The 17247-nt window shown below is 61.1% G+C and carries 16 protein-coding genes; 6 read left to right on the top strand and 10 right to left on the bottom strand.

The window, feature by feature from the left end:
* Positions 1-22: 22 nt before the first annotated feature.
* The 9 genes from panC to dksA form a co-directional block, all read right to left on the bottom strand.
* Entirely contained in the window at positions 23-880 is an 858-nt protein-coding gene (panC, locus tag ACY4LX_RS28840) for a pantoate--beta-alanine ligase (protein ID WP_463258493.1), read from the bottom strand.
* On the bottom strand, positions 877-1677 hold the full coding sequence (gene panB / locus ACY4LX_RS28835) for a 3-methyl-2-oxobutanoate hydroxymethyltransferase (protein ID WP_463258492.1): 801 nt from the start codon (positions 1675-1677) through the stop codon (positions 877-879). The genes panC and panB overlap by 4 nt, the downstream gene beginning before the upstream one ends.
* A 331-nt stretch (positions 1678-2008) precedes the next feature.
* Entirely contained in the window at positions 2009-2494 is a 486-nt protein-coding gene (gene folK, locus ACY4LX_RS28830) for a 2-amino-4-hydroxy-6-hydroxymethyldihydropteridine diphosphokinase (protein ID WP_149661064.1), read from the bottom strand.
* A gap of 3 nt (positions 2495-2497) precedes the next feature.
* A complete protein-coding gene (locus ACY4LX_RS28825; RefSeq protein ID WP_149661065.1) occupies positions 2498-3898 on the bottom strand; it encodes a polynucleotide adenylyltransferase PcnB in 1401 nt (466 codons plus the stop codon).
* A gap of 738 nt (positions 3899-4636) precedes the next feature.
* Complete coding sequence (locus ACY4LX_RS28820; RefSeq protein WP_463258491.1) at positions 4637-6073, bottom strand: sigma-54-dependent transcriptional regulator; 1437 nt, start codon at positions 6071-6073, stop codon at positions 4637-4639.
* A 22-nt stretch (positions 6074-6095) separates the two neighbouring features.
* Entirely contained in the window at positions 6096-9050 is a 2955-nt protein-coding gene (locus tag ACY4LX_RS28815) for a sensor histidine kinase (RefSeq protein ID WP_185058163.1), read from the bottom strand.
* A complete protein-coding gene (locus ACY4LX_RS28810; RefSeq protein WP_003176118.1) occupies positions 9034-9210 on the bottom strand; it encodes a hypothetical protein in 177 nt (58 codons plus the stop codon). Before ACY4LX_RS28810 ends, ACY4LX_RS28815 begins: the two co-directional genes overlap by 17 nt.
* A 77-nt stretch (positions 9211-9287) precedes the next feature.
* Complete coding sequence (gene gluQRS / locus ACY4LX_RS28805; RefSeq protein ID WP_463258490.1) at positions 9288-10178, bottom strand: tRNA glutamyl-Q(34) synthetase GluQRS; 891 nt, start codon at positions 10176-10178, stop codon at positions 9288-9290.
* 206 nt (positions 10179-10384) lie between these two features.
* Positions 10385-10825, bottom strand: a complete 441-nt coding sequence (gene dksA / locus ACY4LX_RS28800; RefSeq protein ID WP_149661070.1) for an RNA polymerase-binding protein DksA — start codon at positions 10823-10825, stop codon at positions 10385-10387.
* Between the two features lie 332 nt (positions 10826-11157).
* Here dksA and ACY4LX_RS28795 point away from each other — a divergent pair, with 332 nt between their 5' ends.
* Positions 11158-12330 carry a pyridoxal phosphate-dependent aminotransferase gene (locus tag ACY4LX_RS28795; protein WP_133837726.1) on the top strand — a complete coding sequence of 391 codons (1173 nt, stop codon included), beginning with the start codon at positions 11158-11160 and terminating at the stop codon, positions 12328-12330.
* A complete protein-coding gene (sfsA, locus tag ACY4LX_RS28790) occupies positions 12330-13043 on the top strand; it encodes a DNA/RNA nuclease SfsA (protein WP_463258489.1) in 714 nt (237 codons plus the stop codon). The genes ACY4LX_RS28795 and sfsA overlap by 1 nt, the downstream gene beginning before the upstream one ends.
* On the opposite strand, the gene ACY4LX_RS28785 is transcribed toward sfsA, so the two are convergent.
* Positions 13040-13357 carry a Rieske (2Fe-2S) protein gene (locus ACY4LX_RS28785; RefSeq protein ID WP_149661072.1) on the bottom strand — a complete coding sequence of 106 codons (318 nt, stop codon included), beginning with the start codon at positions 13355-13357 and terminating at the stop codon, positions 13040-13042. The two genes, sfsA and ACY4LX_RS28785, sit on opposite strands and share 4 nt — an antisense overlap.
* A gap of 163 nt (positions 13358-13520) precedes the next feature.
* On the opposite strand from ACY4LX_RS28785, the gene ACY4LX_RS28780 reads away from it, so the two are divergent.
* The 4 genes from ACY4LX_RS28780 to ACY4LX_RS28765 are packed head-to-tail and all read left to right on the top strand — an operon-like array spanning position 13521 to position 17067.
* Positions 13521-14393: a heme/hemin ABC transporter substrate-binding protein gene (locus ACY4LX_RS28780; protein ID WP_463258488.1), complete on the top strand. Its 873-nt coding sequence runs from the start codon at positions 13521-13523 to the stop codon at positions 14391-14393.
* Between the two features lie 50 nt (positions 14394-14443).
* The gene (locus ACY4LX_RS28775) at positions 14444-15427 is read left to right on the top strand and encodes a FecCD family ABC transporter permease (RefSeq protein ID WP_178129235.1); all 984 of its coding nucleotides are present in this window, start codon (positions 14444-14446) and stop codon (positions 15425-15427) included.
* Positions 15427-16194: a heme ABC transporter ATP-binding protein gene (locus tag ACY4LX_RS28770; RefSeq protein ID WP_463258487.1), complete on the top strand. Its 768-nt coding sequence runs from the start codon at positions 15427-15429 to the stop codon at positions 16192-16194. The genes ACY4LX_RS28775 and ACY4LX_RS28770 overlap by 1 nt, the downstream gene beginning before the upstream one ends.
* A gap of 21 nt (positions 16195-16215) precedes the next feature.
* Positions 16216-17067 carry a ChaN family lipoprotein gene (locus ACY4LX_RS28765; RefSeq protein WP_463258486.1) on the top strand — a complete coding sequence of 284 codons (852 nt, stop codon included), beginning with the start codon at positions 16216-16218 and terminating at the stop codon, positions 17065-17067.
* The last annotated feature ends 180 nt before the right edge of the window (positions 17068-17247 follow it).

Below are 17247 nucleotides of genomic sequence, written 5' to 3'. Positions count from 1 at the left end.
GCTCCTACAGGTTTCTGCGGTGTCAGGACGCGTCGAGGTTCAGGTGCAGGTTGTCGATCAACCGCGTCGTCCCGAGGAACGCCGCCACCAGAATCACCAGGTCCCGATCTTCCGGGGTCGCCGGACGCAAGGTCACGGCATGGCGGATTTCCAGGTAGTCGCTACGCAAACCCGCCGCTTCGAGCTGTTTAACCTGCCCGTCGATCAGCGCCGGATAATCGCGCTCACCCTGTTTAATGGCCTCGGCAATCGTCGCCAGCGTGCGGTACACCACCGGCGCGGTCGCACGTTGTTCTTCGCTGAGGAAGCCATTGCGCGACGACAGCGCCAGGCCATCGGCGGCCCGTACGGTCGGTTCGCCGATGATCTGGATTGGCATGTTCAAGTCATGCACCAGCGCGCGAATCACCGCCAGTTGCTGGAAATCTTTCTGGCCGAAGATCGCCAGGTCCGGCTGGACCATGTTGAACAGCTTGCTGACTACGGTCGCCACGCCTTCGAAATGCCCCGGACGGCTGGCGCCGCACAGGCCTTCGGACAATTGCGGCACGCTGACCCGGGTCTGGCCGGCCATGCCGTCGGGGTACATTTCTTCGACAGTGGGGGCAAACAGCAAGTGGCAACCGGCCTGGAGCAGTTTTTCCTGGTCGGCCGTCAGGGTTCGCGGGTACTTGTCGAGGTCTTCGCCGGCGCCGAATTGCAGCGGGTTGACGAAGATGCTCGCGACCACGAAATCCGCCCGTTGCGCGGCTTTGGTAATCAGCGCGACGTGGCCGCTGTGCAGGTTGCCCATGGTCGGGACGAAGGCGATTCGCTTGCCTTCACCGCGGGCACGGGCGATGGCAGCCCGCAGTTCGCGGACGGTTTTGACGGTGTTCATGCAGAGAATCCGTGTTCGATACCTGGGAAAGAGACGGCTTTGACTTCAGCGACATAAGCGCTCAAGGCTGCGTGAATGCTGGCCTGGCCATTCATGAAGTTCTTCACGAACTTCGGCACGCGCCCAGTGATGGACAGGCCGAGCATGTCGTGCAGCACCAGGACCTGGCCGTCGGTGCCGCTGCCAGCGCCAATGCCGATCACCGGAATGCCCACGGCCTGAGTGATTTCAAGCGCCAACTCGCTCGGTACGCATTCGAGCAGCAGCATGGAAGCACCGGCCTGTTCCAGGGCGATGGCGTCGGCGCGCATCTGCCGGGCCTGGTTTTCGCTACGACCCTGGACTTTGTAGCCGCCCAGGATGTTGACCGCTTGTGGGGTCAGGCCCATGTGCGCGCACACCGGCACACCACGTTCGGCCAGCAGGCGGATCGAGTCCGCCAGCCACAGGGCGCCTTCAACCTTGATCATGTGCGCGCCGGCCTGCATCAACGTGGCGCTGTTGATCATGGTCTGATCGAGGGTGGCGTTGGCCATGAACGGCAGGTCGGCGAGGATCAGGGCGTCGCTGTTGCCGCGTTTAACGGAGGCCACGTGGTAGGCCATTTCCGCGGTGGTAACGGGCAGGGTGCTGTCGTGACCTTGCAGAACCATGCCGAGGGAGTCGCCCACCAGCAGCACTTCAACACCGGCCTCGTTGCAGGCGTGGGCAAAGGTCGCGTCATAGCAGGTCAGCATGGTGATTTTTTCACCTTTCTGCTTGAGGCTCTGGAGCGTGGTCAGGGTGATGGCTGGCATGTAAAAAATCCTCGTTCAGGCGCTATGGAAACTACTGCGAGTAACGCGCGTGATTCTTCATTTACTCAGGCGCACGGTCTTTTGTCGTGCTTATAAGGCCTGGATTGCGCCCTTTAGCGCCGCGTTGGCGGCAGCGGGACGCCTATAGTCGTGAGGAGGACTCGGGAAGTCAATTGTGTGTGTTACCGCGTTGTTACGGTGGGGGTGTTACCGGGGGAAATAGACGCTTGCAGGAGCAAAGCGTGCTCGCGATGGCGTTCGGTCAGTCGGCCTGGGGGCTGAATGTCAGGCCGCAATCGCGAGCAAGCTTTGCTCCTACGGGGGATTTGCGTCAGTTTTGGGAAAGGCGCTCCAACCCGATGAACGGGCAGGCGGCGAGCAATTCGCTGAGAGTCCGGCCATCCGCCAGGCGCAAATCCACAGGCGCCAGTTCGGCCAGCGGATACAGCACGAAGGCACGTTCCTGCAGGTGGTAATGCGGCACCTTGAGCCGAGGCTCGTCGATCAGGCGATCACCGAACAACACGATGTCGAGGTCCAGCGTGCGTGGCCCCCAACGTTCAAGACGTTCGCGGCCCTGTTCGTTCTCGATGGCTTGCAGCGCATCGAGCAGTTCCAGTGGCGCGAGGTCACTGTCGAGGGCGGCGACGGCGTTGGTGTAGCGGGGTTGGCCGGGCAGCAGCGAATCGCTTTGGTAAAACGCGGAGACGCCGACCAGTTCGGTTTTCGGCAACCGCGCCAGCGCCTCGACGGCGCTGCGCAACTGTTCGGCGGGGTCAGCCAGATTGCTGCCCATGCCGATGTAGATGCGTTCCATGACTTACTCGCCCGTGGTGCTCGGGGCGCCGGCCGTGCGTTTGCGCTTGGCGCCACCGCTGCGACGACGCTTGCGCGGGGCGCCGGTGCCTTCATCCTTGCCGCTGAGGTCGCGGATCATGTCGCGACGTTCGCTGTCGTTGGCGTCCTGATAGTCGGTCCACCATTCGCCCAGGCCATCGGTCTGCTCGCCGGCGCTTTCGCGCAACAGCAGGAAGTCGTAACCGGCACGGAACCGTGGGTTGTCGAGCAACAGGTCGGCGCGTTTGCCGCTGCGACGTGGCAGACGCTCCTGCATGTCCCAGATCTCGCGGATCGGCATGGTGAAGCGTTTCGGGATTGCGATGCGCTGGCACTGTTCGGCGATCAGCTCGTGGGCCGCTTCCTGCATCGCAGGGATTGGCGGCATGCCACGCTCTTGCAGACGCAACACACGAGCCGGCAGGGCAGGCCACAACAAGGCTGCAAACAGGAACGCCGGGGTCACCGGTTTGTTCTGCTTGATCCGCAGGTCGGTGTTGATCAGCGCTTCACTGATCAGCGTGTGCGTGTACGTCGGGTTGTATTCCAACGCCTCGGCACTCGCCGGGAACAGGGGATCGAACAGCTGCAAGTCGACCAGCATCTCGAAAGTGTCTGCGGCATGGCCGGAGAGGAACAGCTTGAGCACTTCTTCGAACAGGCGTGCTGACGGAATCTCGCGCAGCATCGGCGCCAGGTCGCGGATCGGCGCGGCGCTGTGTTTTTCGATACCGAAATTCAACTTGGCGGCGAAACGCACGGCCCGCAGCATCCGTACCGGGTCTTCCTGATAGCGTTGCTTTGGATCGCCGATCAGGCGGATCAGGTGATTGCGGATGTCGTGTACGCCGTTGGCGTAGTCGAGAATGCGCTCGCTGACCGGATCGTAATACAAGGCGTTGATGGTGAAGTCGCGGCGTTGCGCGTCTTCTTCCAGGGTGCCGTAGACGTTGTCACGCAGGATGCGCCCGCTCTCGTTGCGGGAAGACTGGTTGCTGTCTTCCTCTTCATCGTTTTGCGGGTGATTGGCGCGGAACGTCGCGACTTCAATGATTTCGCGACCGAAGTGGATGTGCACCAGTTTGAAGCGACGACCGATGATCCGCGCATTGCGGAATTCGGCCCTGACTTGTTCAGGGGTGGCACTGGTAGCGACGTCGAAATCCTTCGGCGTGATGCCGAGCATCATGTCACGCACACAACCGCCGACCAGGTAAGCCTGGTAACCGGCGTTCTGCAGGCGTTCGACGATATTCACCGCGTAACGGCTGAATTGCGCCTTCTGCAGCGAATGTTGGCCGCTGTTAAGCACTTCAGGCGTGCTGCGGATGTGTTGCGTATGACGCTTGGGAGAACGGAATGACTGGAACAGCTTCTTCAGCATGGGATGCACTGTTTGAAGGAATGTTCGGCCATAACGAAGAATGACCGCATGATGGGCCGGGATTCTAGCATTTAGTCGGGGGATGGTGTAGGACACAGCAAATATGAGCTGTAAGCCGCAAGCTTTAAGCTGCCAGCGACGGGCGCTTGGGGCGTTTTTATCAAATCGCAGAAACTACAAGGGGAGCCGAAGCTCCCCAAGAAGTAGTTGCATGCTCTATTTTTATTATTGGTTTCGGGCTTTTTGTTTTTGTTAAGTGCCCTCGTCATGAAGTTTTTCCTTCATGACCCTCCCAATCGGGAGCCAAGAGCAAACGGATTGCTTTGGTCGCTGTGTTGCAGTGATCTTGCGATCCAACCAGTTCAGGCTCTGTCTTAGGACAGTTTTTGTTGTTCTCGGCCTGGTCGTGGGGCAAGCCCCAAATACAACGCCTCTCCAAAAGAATCAGTTAGCTGCGCCTCTCGCCGTCTTGTTTTTATTGTGCGTGAGTCGATTCGTCTTATTTTTATTGTCTTGTGCATTGCTTGTTATTGTTCTTGTACTAAACATATAGCAGGGTGCGTGCCAACTTTTGTGAAGCCCAGCAAAACAAGGGGTTAGGCCAGGTAACAAGGTTTTTCGGGGCCAAAAAAAACCGGGGCTTCGTTACCGTAAGCCCCGGCTTCTGTTACGTGAAAAGACTGGGGTAACAGTTTTTTCACACAATCACGTGTTACCCGCACACCTGACAGGTGACGTTCAGCTCTCGCTGGCGACACCGGTCTTGCGCCGTGGAATGCCCAGGCGCTGGCGCCGTTCCCACAGGCATTTGCGGCTGACCCCGAGTTTGCGGGCCAGTTCGGTTTCGGTCATGTGGTCCTGATGCTCGAGGACGAAGTGCTGGAAGTAGTCTTCCAGCGACAGGTCTTCGGTCGGCTCATGGCTGTTGTTACCGGCGGCGTTGCCCTGTTGTGGGGGCAGCCCAATGAAATCGTCATCGCCCAGATCGCTCAGTTCGATGTCGATGCCCAGCAACTCGGCGGAGATTTCCGGGCTCTCGCACAGGATCACCGCGCGTTCGACCGCGTTTTCCAGTTCGCGCACGTTCCCCGGCCAGGTGTAGTGACGAATTGCCTGCTCGGCATCCGGGGCAAACTTCAGATCGGTGCGGTTGACTCGCGCGCTCTGCCGCTTCAGGAAGGCCTCGGCGATTTCGTTGACGTCGGCACCGCGCTCGCGCAGGGCCGGCAGTTTCAGGGCAATCACGTGCAGACGGTAATAAAGGTCTTCACGGAACTGGCCGATCTTCGCCAAGCTCTTGAGGTCCCGGTGGGTGGCGGCGATCAGGCGCACATCGACCTTCTGCGACTGCACCGAACCGACCCGGCGGATTTCACCTTCCTGCAACACGCGCAGCAGGCGGGCCTGGGCTTCGAGGGGCAGTTCGCCGATTTCATCGAGGAACAGGGTGCCGCCGTCCGCCGCTTCCACCAGCCCGGCACGCCCGGCGCTGGCGCCAGTGAACGCACCTTTTTCGTGGCCGAACAGTTCGGACTCGATCAGGCTTTCCGGGATGGCCGCGCAGTTCACCGAAATCATCGGCGCCTTGGCGCGTTTCGACAGATTGTGCAGGGCGCGGGCCACCAGTTCTTTACCAGTACCGGACTCGCCCTGGATCAGGACATTGGAATCGGTGGGGGCGACTTTGCGGATCTTGCTGTACAGGTCTTGCATCGGCGGACAGGAGCCGATGATGCCGATCTCGCCATTGCTGTTATCGACGCCCGGTTTCGCCGCGCCATTGGCAGCTTTGCCGACCACGGGTTCACCAGCGGCGGGGGACGACTGGCGATCACGCAGGATGCGCGCAACGGCCTGGAGCATCTCATCGTGATCGAAAGGCTTGGCGATGTAATCCACCGCGCCCATCTTCATGGAATCGACGGCCGAACGCAGGCTGGCGTAGCTGGTCATGATCAGCACCGGAGTGCCCTGACCGAGCTTGATCAGTTCAGTGCCCGGTGCGCCAGGCAGGCGCAGGTCACTGACGATCAGGTCAAACGAGGGAATGCTGAAACGCTCTTGTGCTTCCTGCACGGATCCGGCTTCGCTGACCTGGTACTGATTACGTTCCAGCAGACGGCGCAAGGCGGAGCGGATAATTGTTTCGTCTTCGACGATCAAAATGTGCGGCATTGATTCGATACTCTCGACGGTCTCAGTTCACAGCGGACGTCGCTTCGACATGACGCGGCAAAGTCACCCGGATACGGGTACCGCGTTGGCTTTGAACATCAGCCGGGCTGTCGATGGTGATTTGTCCATAATGCTCTTCAACGATGGAATAGACCAGTGCAAGGCCCAGACCGGTGCCTTCGCCAGGATCCTTGGTGGTGAAGAAAGGTTCGAACAATCTATCCATGATGTTCTTCGGAATACCGCTGCCTTCGTCTTCCACGATCAGGTCGACCGTGTGTTCGCCGGCTTCGCTTTTGACCCGTACCGCACTGTGCGGCGGTGAGGCGTCGCGGGCGTTGGAGAGCAGGTTGATCAACACCTGGGCCAGCCGCTGGGGATCGCCTTCGACCCAGTGATCGGGGTCGCACAGGTTATAGAACTGGACTTCGAAATTGCGCCGGTTCAGGGCCAGCAAGCCGATGGCATCCTGGGCCACTTCCGCCAGACAGACGGGCTCGTCGCTGTGCTGATGACTACCGGCGTGGGCGAAGCTCATCAACGACTGGACGATGCGCGACACGCGTTTGGTCTGCTCCAGAATCTGTCCGCTGATTTCCGTTAGCTCGGCATCTTCCTCGCGCTCTTCGCGCAGGTTCTGCGCCAGGCAGGCGATGCCGGTGATCGGGTTGCCGATTTCATGGGCCACGCCCGCCGCCAACCGGCCAATGCTCGCCAGGCGCTCGGAGTGCACCAGTTTGTCTTCGAGCATCTGGGTTTCGGTCAGGTCTTCCACCAGCAACACCAGGCCGCTGTTGCCCGGCGCCAGCGGTTCATCGATGGCCGCTTTGTGCAGGTTCAGCCAACGGGTCTGGCCATCGAGGGCCAGGTGCTGTTTGTGCAAGTGCTCGTCGGGCAGGTTGATAAAGCCTTGGAGCAATTCTTTCCACGGATCGCCAATGGTGCTCAGGCGCGAACCGACCACGCGCTGCGCGGCGATCCCGGTCAGCTCTTCCATGGCTTTGTTCCACATCAGGATCTCTTGATCCTTGGCCAGGGAGCAGACGCCCATCGGCAGTTCCTGCAAGGTCTGGCGGTGGTAACGGCGCAGGGCATCGAGTTCAGCCGCCAGGCCGGTAAGGCGCGAGTGGTAATCCTCGAGACGGCTTTCGATGAAGTGAATGTCTTCGGTCACATAGTTTTCGCCGCCGGCCTTATAAGGCAGGAAGGTTTCCACCATGTCCTGGGCGACGCTCGGTCCCATCAGGCCGGAGAGGTTGGCTTCGATGCGGTCACGCAAACGACGCAAGGCATACGGCCGGCGCTCGTCGAAGGGCAGATAGAGATCGCGCAGGGCTTGTTCGACTTCCTTCTGTGCAGCCTTGGCGCCCAGGGGTTTGGCCAGTTGGGTGGCGAATTCCTGGGGCGAGGCGGCGTGCAGTTCCCGGCGTTGCGGGCGACGGACGTTGTCCACCGCACACGCTTCGGCGGCGCTGGCCTCTTCCGGGCTGGCGTTGGTGAACAGCGAGATCAGGGTGAACATCAGCACGTTGGCGGCCAGCGAGGCAATCGCCGCCATGTGCCAACTGGTGTCGTCGAGCACGTAGATCATGTTCAGCAGCGGAATGTAGAAACCCTGCAGATTGCCCACCAGCGGCATCAACATGGTCACCATCCACACCAGGATCCCGGCGAGCAAACCGGCGATGAAGCCGCGACGGTTGGCGGTCGGCCAGTACAGGACCGAAAGAACGCCCGGCAAGAATTGCAGGGTGGCGACGAAAGCGACGATGCCGAGGTTGGCCAGGTCTTGCTCGGCGCCCAGCAGCAGGTAGAAGCCGTAGCCGGCCATGATGATCGCGACGATCAGCGCCCGGCGGGTCCACTTCAGCCAACGGTAGATATTGCCTTCGGCCGGCGGCTGATACAGCGGCAGCACCAAATGGTTGAGCGCCATCCCGGACAGCGCCAGGGTGGTGACGATGATCAAGCCGCTGGCCGCCGACAAACCGCCGACATAGGCCAATAGCGCCAACGCCTTGTTGTTGGCGGCGATGCCGATGCCCAGCGTGAAGTATTCCGGATTCGTCGTGGCGCCGAGTTTCAGCCCGGCCCAGAGAATCAGCGGCACCGCCAGACTCATCAGCAACAGGAACAGCGGCAAGCCCCAGCTCGCACTGACCAGCGAGCGCGGGTTGAGGTTTTCGGTAAAGGTCATGTGGTACATGTGCGGCATCACGATCGCCGAGGCGAAGAACACCAGCAACAACGTGCGCCACGGGCCTTCCTGCAGCGGCGTGTGCAGGGCGGCGAGGGCGGTCTGGTTTTGCAGCAGCCACAGTTCCAGCTGTTGCGGGCCATCGAACACACCATACAACGCGTACAGGCCAACGCCGCCGATGGCGATCAGCTTGATTACCGATTCAAAGGCAATCGCGAACACCAGGCCTTCGTGTTTCTCCCGCGTCGCAATGTGCCGAGAGCCGAAGAAAATCGTGAACAGGGTAATCAGCGCGCAGAAGCTCAGGGCCACGCGGTGCTGCACCGGTTCGCGGGTGAGGATGCCGATGGAGTCGGCCACCGCTTGAATCTGCAACGCCAGCAGCGGCAGCACGCCGATCAGCATGAAAATCGTGGTCAGCGCGCCGGCCCAGGTGCTGCGGAAGCGGAAGGCGAACAAGTCCGCCAGCGACGACAGTTGATAGGTGCGGGTGATTTTCAGGATCGGGTACAGCAACACCGGCGCCAGCAGGAATGCACCGGAGACACCTAGATAGCTGGAGAGAAAGCCGTAGCCGTACTGATAGGCCAGGCCGACCGTGCCGTAGAACGCCCAGGCACTGGCGTAAACCCCCAGCGACAGGGTGTAGGTCAGCGGGTGGCGAATGATCGCGCGCGGGATCATGCCCCGTTCGCTGATCCAGGCGACGCCGAACAGCACCGCCAGGTACGCGGCGCTGATCAGGATCATCTGGGTCAGGCTAAAGCTCATCGGCATCTTTTTGGCTCTGCAGGATGAAGGTCACGACAATCAGGATCAACCAGAGCAGATACGGCCGATACCAGGCACCCGTGGCGTCGATCCACCAATCCATGATGGCCGGGGAGAACAGGTAAATCCCCACTACCAAAAGCAGGACCAAGCGATAGATGTACATCCCGGCCTCTCTTTTTTATGCGCGTGCCCGAAAACGTGCGGCGATGGTAACGGATGGCAGCGCGACTGCAAGTGCCATCACTGCAGTTGCGCTTCGGGCAGGGTCAGTGTGCGCGGGATCTGTGCCGCATCCCAGTGGGCAATGCCCCAATCCAGCACTTCCCGGGGCGTGGCGTAGGCCAGTTCAGCCCCCGGATTCTGCCCCAGCGCCCGCAAGGCCCGCAGCAACAGCGGCGTGGCCTGATCTTCCGCCAACGGCGGCGAACGGTAGGATTTTCCGAGCTTGTTGCCATCGGGCTGGATAATCAGCGGCACATGCAGGTAGCGCGGTTGGCGCAGGCCGAGCAGTTCTTGCAGATAGAGCTGGCGTGGCGTGGAGTCGAGCAAGTCGGCGCCGCGCACGATATCGGTGATGCCCTGCCAGGCGTCATCGAGGACCACGGCCAATTGATAGGCGTAGAGCCCGTCGCGGCGACGAATCACGAAATCGCCGACCTCCCGGCCCAAGTGCTGACGGAATTCGCCTTGTACCCGGTCGATAAAGTGATATTCCAGCTCCGGCACGCGCAGGCGAATCGCGGCGTCTTCGGTGCCATGCCCGGCATTGCGGCACAGGCCCGGGTAAATGCCGTGATACGGCTCCAGTTGTTTGCGCGAACAGGTGCAGGCGTAGGCCAGGCCATGATTGAACAGGCGATTGAGCACTTCGGCGTAGGCGTCGTGACGATCGCTCTGGCGCACCAGCTCGCCGTCCCACTCGAAACCGTAGCTTTCCAGCGCGTTGAGAATCGCAGCCTGAGCGCCAGGTTCTTCCCGGGGCGGGTCGAGGTCTTCCATGCGCATCAGCCAGCGCCCCCCCACGGAGCGGGCGTCGAGGTACGAGGCCAGCGCGGCGACCAGCGAACCGAAGTGCAGGTGGCCGCTGGGCGTGGGGGCGAAGCGGCCGATGTAGGGGGCGGAGGCAGTCATAAGGGCCGATATTAGGCTGTTCAATCGTTTTGGGCACGGCTTGAAGCCGCCTTCGCGAGCAAGCTTCGCTCCTACAAAGGGCGGCGCAAGCCTGTGTAGGAGCGAAGCTTGCTCGCGAAAGCGATTTCGAATTCGCCATAGGCGCCAGCAAATGTCAGAAACAAAAACGGAGCGTTCGCACGCTCCGTTTTTAATTCAAGTCGAGATTACTTGCCGACTTGCTTTTCCTTGATTTCCGCCAGGGTCTTGCAGTCAACGCACATGTCGGCGGTAGGGCGGGCTTCCAGTCGCTTGACGCCAATCTCGACGCCGCAGGACTCGCACCAGCCATATTCTTCGTCTTCGATCAATTGCAGCGTCTTGTCGATCTTCTTGATCAACTTGCGCTCACGGTCGCGGGCGCGCAATTCAAGGCTGAATTCTTCTTCCTGGCTGGCACGATCTGCCGGGTCAGGGAAGTTGGCCGCTTCGTCTTTCATGTGATCAACCGTACGGTCGACTTCCTGCATCAAGTCCTGTTTCCACTTATTCAGGATCTTGGTGAAGTGAGCGCGCATGGGCTTGCCCATGTACTCCTCGCCCTTTACTTCTACGTAGGGTTCGAAGCCGCTGATCGACTGGTTTTGCTGCTTTGCTTGGGTGGGCATGAAATGGACCGCCTCTACTCTTGTAATCCATTGCGCAGGATTGCTCCATCACCGACACCTGCCGGCCCTGCGGCTGCAAGCGGGCGAACTTACCAGATCAAAACGGGCCGCGCTACTCCCGGATGTCGAGGTAGTGGCCCAGGGTGCTTGCAAATGATTGCAAAGCCTTGTCTGGTGGTGTTGGAGGCCTGATCAAATATTGATTTTAGTCAAAGCTGAGACACTCGCTTGAGTCGTTTGCAGCCCCGGTTATACGGCTCTGACCGCTTTAGGTTCTCCCTCGTTCCAGCGGATAGGTAGAATCGATTCTTTTCCCCGTTGAAGGAAGGCTAATGGCTCAGTCCTACAGTGCGCGCAGTCGTGCGATCGAACCATTCCATGTCATGGCGCTGCTGGCGCGGGCCAATGAACTGCAAGCCGCCGGCCACGATGTGATTCACCTGGAGATCGGCGAACCGGACTTCACCACCGCCGAGCCGATCATCCAGGCCGGCCAGGCTGCGCTGACTGCGGGCAAGACCCGTTACACAGCGGCCCGGGGCATTCCTGAACTGCGCGAGGCCATTTCCGGCTTTTACCAGCAGCGGTACGGGCTGAACATTGATCCACAGCGAATTCTGGTGACGCCGGGCGGTTCCGGTGCATTGTTGCTGGCCAGCGCCTTGCTAGTCGACCCCGGCAAACACTGGCTGCTGGCGGACCCTGGCTACCCGTGTAACCGACACTTCCTGCGCCTGGTGGAAGGCGCGGCGCAGCTGGTGCCGGTCGGCCCGGACGTGCGCTATCAACTGACCCCGGACCTGGTGGCGCGGCATTGGGATCACGACAGCGTCGGCGCCCTGGTGGCCTCGCCAGCCAATCCGACCGGGACCATCCTGACCCGCGATGAGCTGGCCGGGCTGTCGGCGGCGATCAAGCAGCGCCACGGCCATCTGGTGGTCGACGAGATTTACCACGGCCTGACCTACGGCACTGACGCGGCCAGTGTGCTGGAAGTCGATGACAGCGCCTTCGTCCTGAATAGTTTTTCCAAGTATTTCGGCATGACCGGTTGGCGCCTCGGCTGGCTGGTGGCGCCGGAAGCGGCGGTCGGCGAATTGGAAAAACTCGCGCAAAACCTCTACATCAGCGCGCCGAGCATGGCCCAGCACGCCGCGCTGGCCTGCTTCGAGCCCGCCACCATCGCCATCCTGGAAGAGCGTCGCGCCGAATTCGGTCGTCGTCGCGATTTCCTGCTGCCGGCCCTGCGTGAACTCGGTTTCGGTATCGCCGTGGAACCTGAAGGCGCGTTCTACTTGTACGCCGATATCAGCCAATTCGGCGGCGATGCCTTCGCGTTCTGCCGACACTTCCTCGAAACCGAGCATGTGGCGATCACCCCGGGCCTGGACTTCGGGCGGTATCAGGCCGGGCATCACGTGCGGTTTGCCTACACCCAAAGCCTGCCGCGCTTGCAAGAAGCGGTGGAGCGCATCGCGCGCGGCTTGAAGAGCTGGCAAGGCTGATGCGTTTTCATCCTCCCCTCGAAGAAGGTCGTTTGATCCGCCGTTACAAGCGTTTTCTCGCCGACATCGAAACCGTTACCGGCGAGTTGCTGACTATTCACTGCCCTAATACTGGCTCGATGCTTAATTGTCAGGTCGAGGGCGGGAAGGTCTGGTTCAGTCGTTCCAACGACCCCAAGCGTAAGTTGCCCGGCACCTGGGAAATCGGCGAAACCCCGCAAGGCCGGCTGTTTTGCGTGAACACCGGGCGCGCCAACGGTTTGATCGAAGAAGCGCTGCGCGCAGGTGTGATCAGCGAGCTGAACGGCTTTACCGAACTGAAACGGGAAGTGGCCTACGGTCAGGAAAGCAGCCGTATCGATTTTCGCCTCGATTACCCGAGCGGGCCGGCGTACGTGGAAGTCAAAAGCGTCACCCTGGGTTATGACGGGACAGCGGTGGCGGCGTTTCCCGATGCGGTGACCCAGCGCGGGGCCAAGCATTTACGGGAACTGGCGCATCTGGCGCGGGACGGGATTCGTGCGGTGCAGTTGTATTGCGTCAATCTCAGCGGTATCGAGGCCGTGCGTCCTGCAGAAGAAATCGATTCGGCCTACGCCGCCGCATTGCGTGAGGCGGTGGCGTGCGGCGTTGAGGTGCTGGCTTATGGCGTGCAACTTAGCCACGAAGGGATGGTGGTGGATCGACGTCTGGACGTGCTGCTCAACGGTTAAAGGCTGACCCAGATCCCTTGCGCGTCTTCGCGGCAGTCGACAGCGGTCAGGGATTGCCCGGCGCAGGGGCCGGCGACGCATTCGCCGTCCTCTATCAGAAACAGTGCGCCGTGGGTGGCGCACTGGATCAGGCTGTTGCTGGGGTCCAGGAACTGGTCGGGCTTCCATTCCAGGCCGACGCCCCGGTGCGGGCAGCGGTTGATATAGACGTAAACCTGACCCGCCCGGCGCACGGCGAAGAGCTTCTGGCCGTCGATGTCGAAACCGCGACTGCTGGCGTCGGCCAATTCTGAGCCTTGGCAAAGAAACTTCATGTCTATCCTCTAGTGTCGCGGCGCGTGACGAGATATGTCCGGGCTTGACGCGCAAATGCAAACAATTATCAAATGGCCACCCGCCCATGGGGCGCGTGCGGTCTGCCGAGGATACTTGGCCTGTCCGCCGGATGCCCGGGAAAACCCTTCAAGGAAGCTGTTTATGCGCCTGAGTACCCGCGTTGTCGCGCTGTGTGTCGGACTGCTGGTCAGTCACGAGGCCAGCGCCGTCGAATTGCCGCAACGTTGGGTCAGTGCCGGTGGCGCCTTGACGGAGTGGGTGAGTGCGTTGGGCGGTGAGTCGAAACTGGTCGGCGTCGATACCACCAGCCAGCATCCCGAATCCCTCAAGGCGTTGCCGAGCATCGGCTATCAGCGGCAATTGTCGGCCGAAGGCGTCTTGAGCCTGCGCCCGCAGATACTGGTCGGCACCGAGGAAATGGGGCCGCCGCCGGTGCTGTCGCAGATTCGCAGTGCTGGCGTTCAGGTTGAATTGTTCTCGGCCCAGCCGGATTTGCCGGCGCTGCAAAGTAACCTGGAGCATCTGGGCAAGCTGCTTGGCGCGGAAGATCAGGCTTCGAAAGCTTTGCAGACGTATCACCAGCAACTGGATCAGCAGAAGGCGCGGGTCAGCGAGGCGCAGCTCAAGCAGAAGGCGCCAGGCGTGCTGTTGTTGCTCGGCCATATGGGCGGCAAGCCGATGATCGCCGGCAAGGACACCGCCGCCGATTGGCTGCTGCAACAGGCCGGCGGCCACAACCTGGCGACCCATACCGGCTACAAACCGTTTTCCAATGAATCCCTGGCCAGTCTGAATCCCGAAGTGCTGGTGTTCGCCGATCGTGCACTGACCGGCGACGCGGCCCGTGCGGCGTTGTTCAAGGAAAATCCGATCCTGTCCTCGACCCGTGCAGCCAAGGACGGACGGGTCATGGAGCTTGATCCGACCTTGTTGGTGGGCGGTCTGGGGCCGCGCTTGCCCGAGGCGCTGAAAAAACTGTCTGACGGTTTCTATCCCGGCGCGAATGGCCAATGACCACGCTGGTTAAACCTCGCACACTGTTTATTGGCTTGAGCCTGCTGTGTTTGCTGGCGATCTGGTTGTCGCTGGCCCTTGGGCCCGTGAGCCTGCCGCTGCTCGACACCTTGCGCGCGGCGTTGCGGCTGCTCGGTGTGCCGATTGCCCCGGATGGGTTGGAGCAGGCTGAATTGATTCTTGGGCAGATTCGTCTGCCGCGAACTCTGCTGGGTTTGGCGGTCGGCGGTGTGTTGGCGTTGTCAGGCGTCGCGATGCAGGGTTTGTTTCGCAACCCATTGGCGGATCCGGGGTTGGTCGGGGTGTCCAGTGGTGCGGCGTTGGGCGCGGCGATTGCGATTGTCGGCGGCTCGGCGTTTGGCGGTTTGCCGGAGGCGTTCGGGCCTTATCTTTTATCGTTGTGTGCATTTCTCGGTGGCCTCGGTGTGACGGCGCTGGTGTACCGACTGGGGCGGCGCAATGGGCAAACCAATGTCGCAACCATGTTGCTGGCCGGGATCGCACTGACTGCATTGGCCGGCTCGGCCGTGGGTTTGTTCACGTATCTGGCGGACGACGCGACCCTGCGCACGCTGACGTTCTGGAACCTGGGCAGTCTCAATGGCGCCAGTTATGCGCGGCTCTGGCCGTTGCTGCTGGTCACGGTCGGGGTGGCACTGTGGTTGCCGCGCCGGGCCAACGCTTTGAATGCGTTGCTGCTCGGGGAATCGGAAGCGGGTCACTTGGGCATTGATGTCGAAGGGCTCAAGCGTGAACTGGTGTTTTGCACCGCGTTGGGTGTCGGCGCAGCGGTGGCGGCGGCGGGGATGATCGGGTTTGTCGGGTTGGTGGTGCCGCATCTGGTGCGGCTGCTGGCCGGGCCTGATCATCGAGTGTTGCTGCCGGCCTCAGTGTTGGCCGGTGCGAGTCTGCTGTTGTTCGCCGATCTGGTGGCGCGCCTGGCCCTGGCGCCGGCCGAATTGCCGATCGGTATCGTCACAGCGTTCATTGGCGCGCCGTTCTTCCTGTTCCTGCTGCTCAGGAGGCCTGCCTGATGCTGCGCACGGAAAATCTGTCGATCCGTCGCGGCAGCAAAACCGTGCTGGCGGACATCAATCTCGAACTCAAACCGGGCGAAGTCCTTGGTGTGCTGGGACCGAACGGCGCCGGCAAGAGTACGTTGCTCGGCGCTTTGTGCGGTGAACTGCATCCGGATGAGGGGCGTGTCTGGCTCGACCAACAGGAGTTGCGGCACTGCACCGGTATCCAGCGTGCCCAACGACTGGCAGTGTTACCGCAAGTGTCGACCCTGGACTTCGCCTTTCGCGTCGAGGAAGTGGTCGGCATGGGCCGCTTGCCTTATCAGAGTGGCCGGGTGCGCGATGATGAAATCATCGCCGCGGCATTGGGCGCCGCCGATGCCGGGCATCTGAGCGGTCGCAGTTATCTGGCGCTGTCCGGTGGCGAACGTCAGAGGGTGCATCTGGCGCGGGTGCTGGCGCAACTCTGGCCGGGGGAGGTGGGGCAGACGCTGCTGTTGGATGAGCCGACTTCGATGCTTGATCCGCTGCATCAACACACCACGTTGCAAGCGGTGCGCGAATTTGCTGATCGCGGTGCGGCGGTGTTGGTGATCCTGCATGATCTGAATCTGGCGGCGCGTTATTGTGACCGCATCTTGCTGCTCGAAGGCGGGCGCCCGGTGGCGTTGGATACACCGGAGCAGGTGCTGCGGCCGGAACCGCTCAAAGCGGTGTTCGGCCTGGAAGTGCTGGTGCAACCGCACCCGGAGCGTGGGCATCCGCTGATCATCGCCCGCTGAGTCATTCATCGAGGTGAGAACATGCGAGGGATTCTGCTGCTGGCGGCGTTGTTGCTGAGTGCTTGTCAGCATGTGGCGGCGCCGCCACCGATCACCGGGGATATCCGCGATTTACGCAGCGGTCAGTCGTTGACGGCGCAAGAACTGGTCATACGCTTGGCCAAGCCGTCACGGCTGATTGTTGGTGAACAGCACGACAACCGCGATCACCATCAACTGCAATTGTGGTTGCTCCAGGCGCTGGGGCAGCAGCGGCCTCAAGGCAGCCTGCTGCTGGAGATGCTCACGCCCGATCAACAACCGCGCGTTGATAACGCACGCCATGCCTCGACGCTTCCAACTGACCTGCCCGGCGCATTGGCCTGGCCATCGGGCTGGGATTGGGAAATGTACGGGCCGATTGTGCGTTTCGTCCTCGGCCAGCCTTATCCATTGCTGGCGGCCAACCTCGACAACAGCGAAGTTCGGGGTTTCTACACCCAGCCTACGGCCGTGAGCGGTTCGCGCAGCAATGCCCCATCGGTCAAGAAAGAGCTGCTGGAGCAAATCAGCGGCTCCCATTGCGGCCTGCTGCCCCAATCGCAAATGCCGGCGATGCTGGCGGTGCAGCAGCAGCGTGACCGACGCATCGCCGAGCTGCTGATCGCGGCACCCGCACCGTCAATGCTGTTGGCCGGTGCCTACCATGCGCGCAAGGATGTCGGCGTGCCGCTGCATGTGCTGGACCTGGGCGAATCCGAAGCCCCCACGGTGTTGATGCTGGCGCAGCAGGGCAGTGAGGTCACGGCGGGCATGGCCGATTACGTCTGGTACACACCTGCCATGCCGACGCCGGATTATTGCGCAGAGATGCGCAAGCAGATGAGCCAGTAAGCACTTTTCCACAGGCAAAAAAAGACCCGGCAAGAGCCGGGTCAAATAACCGTGATTAGCCTGATGAGGAGATAATCTGAGAGTCCGAACCAAGGGCTTTTCAGAATATCGACCAGTCTCGCGACCAGTTGTGATAATCATAGCGATTCTCATTACCAAGTCAACCGCTGATTTCTCATT

The organism is Pseudomonas sp. Emmai, from assembly GCF_055179735.1.
Note: the sequence above shows the minus strand (reverse complement) of the source record. Positions and strands in the feature narration are given on the sequence as shown.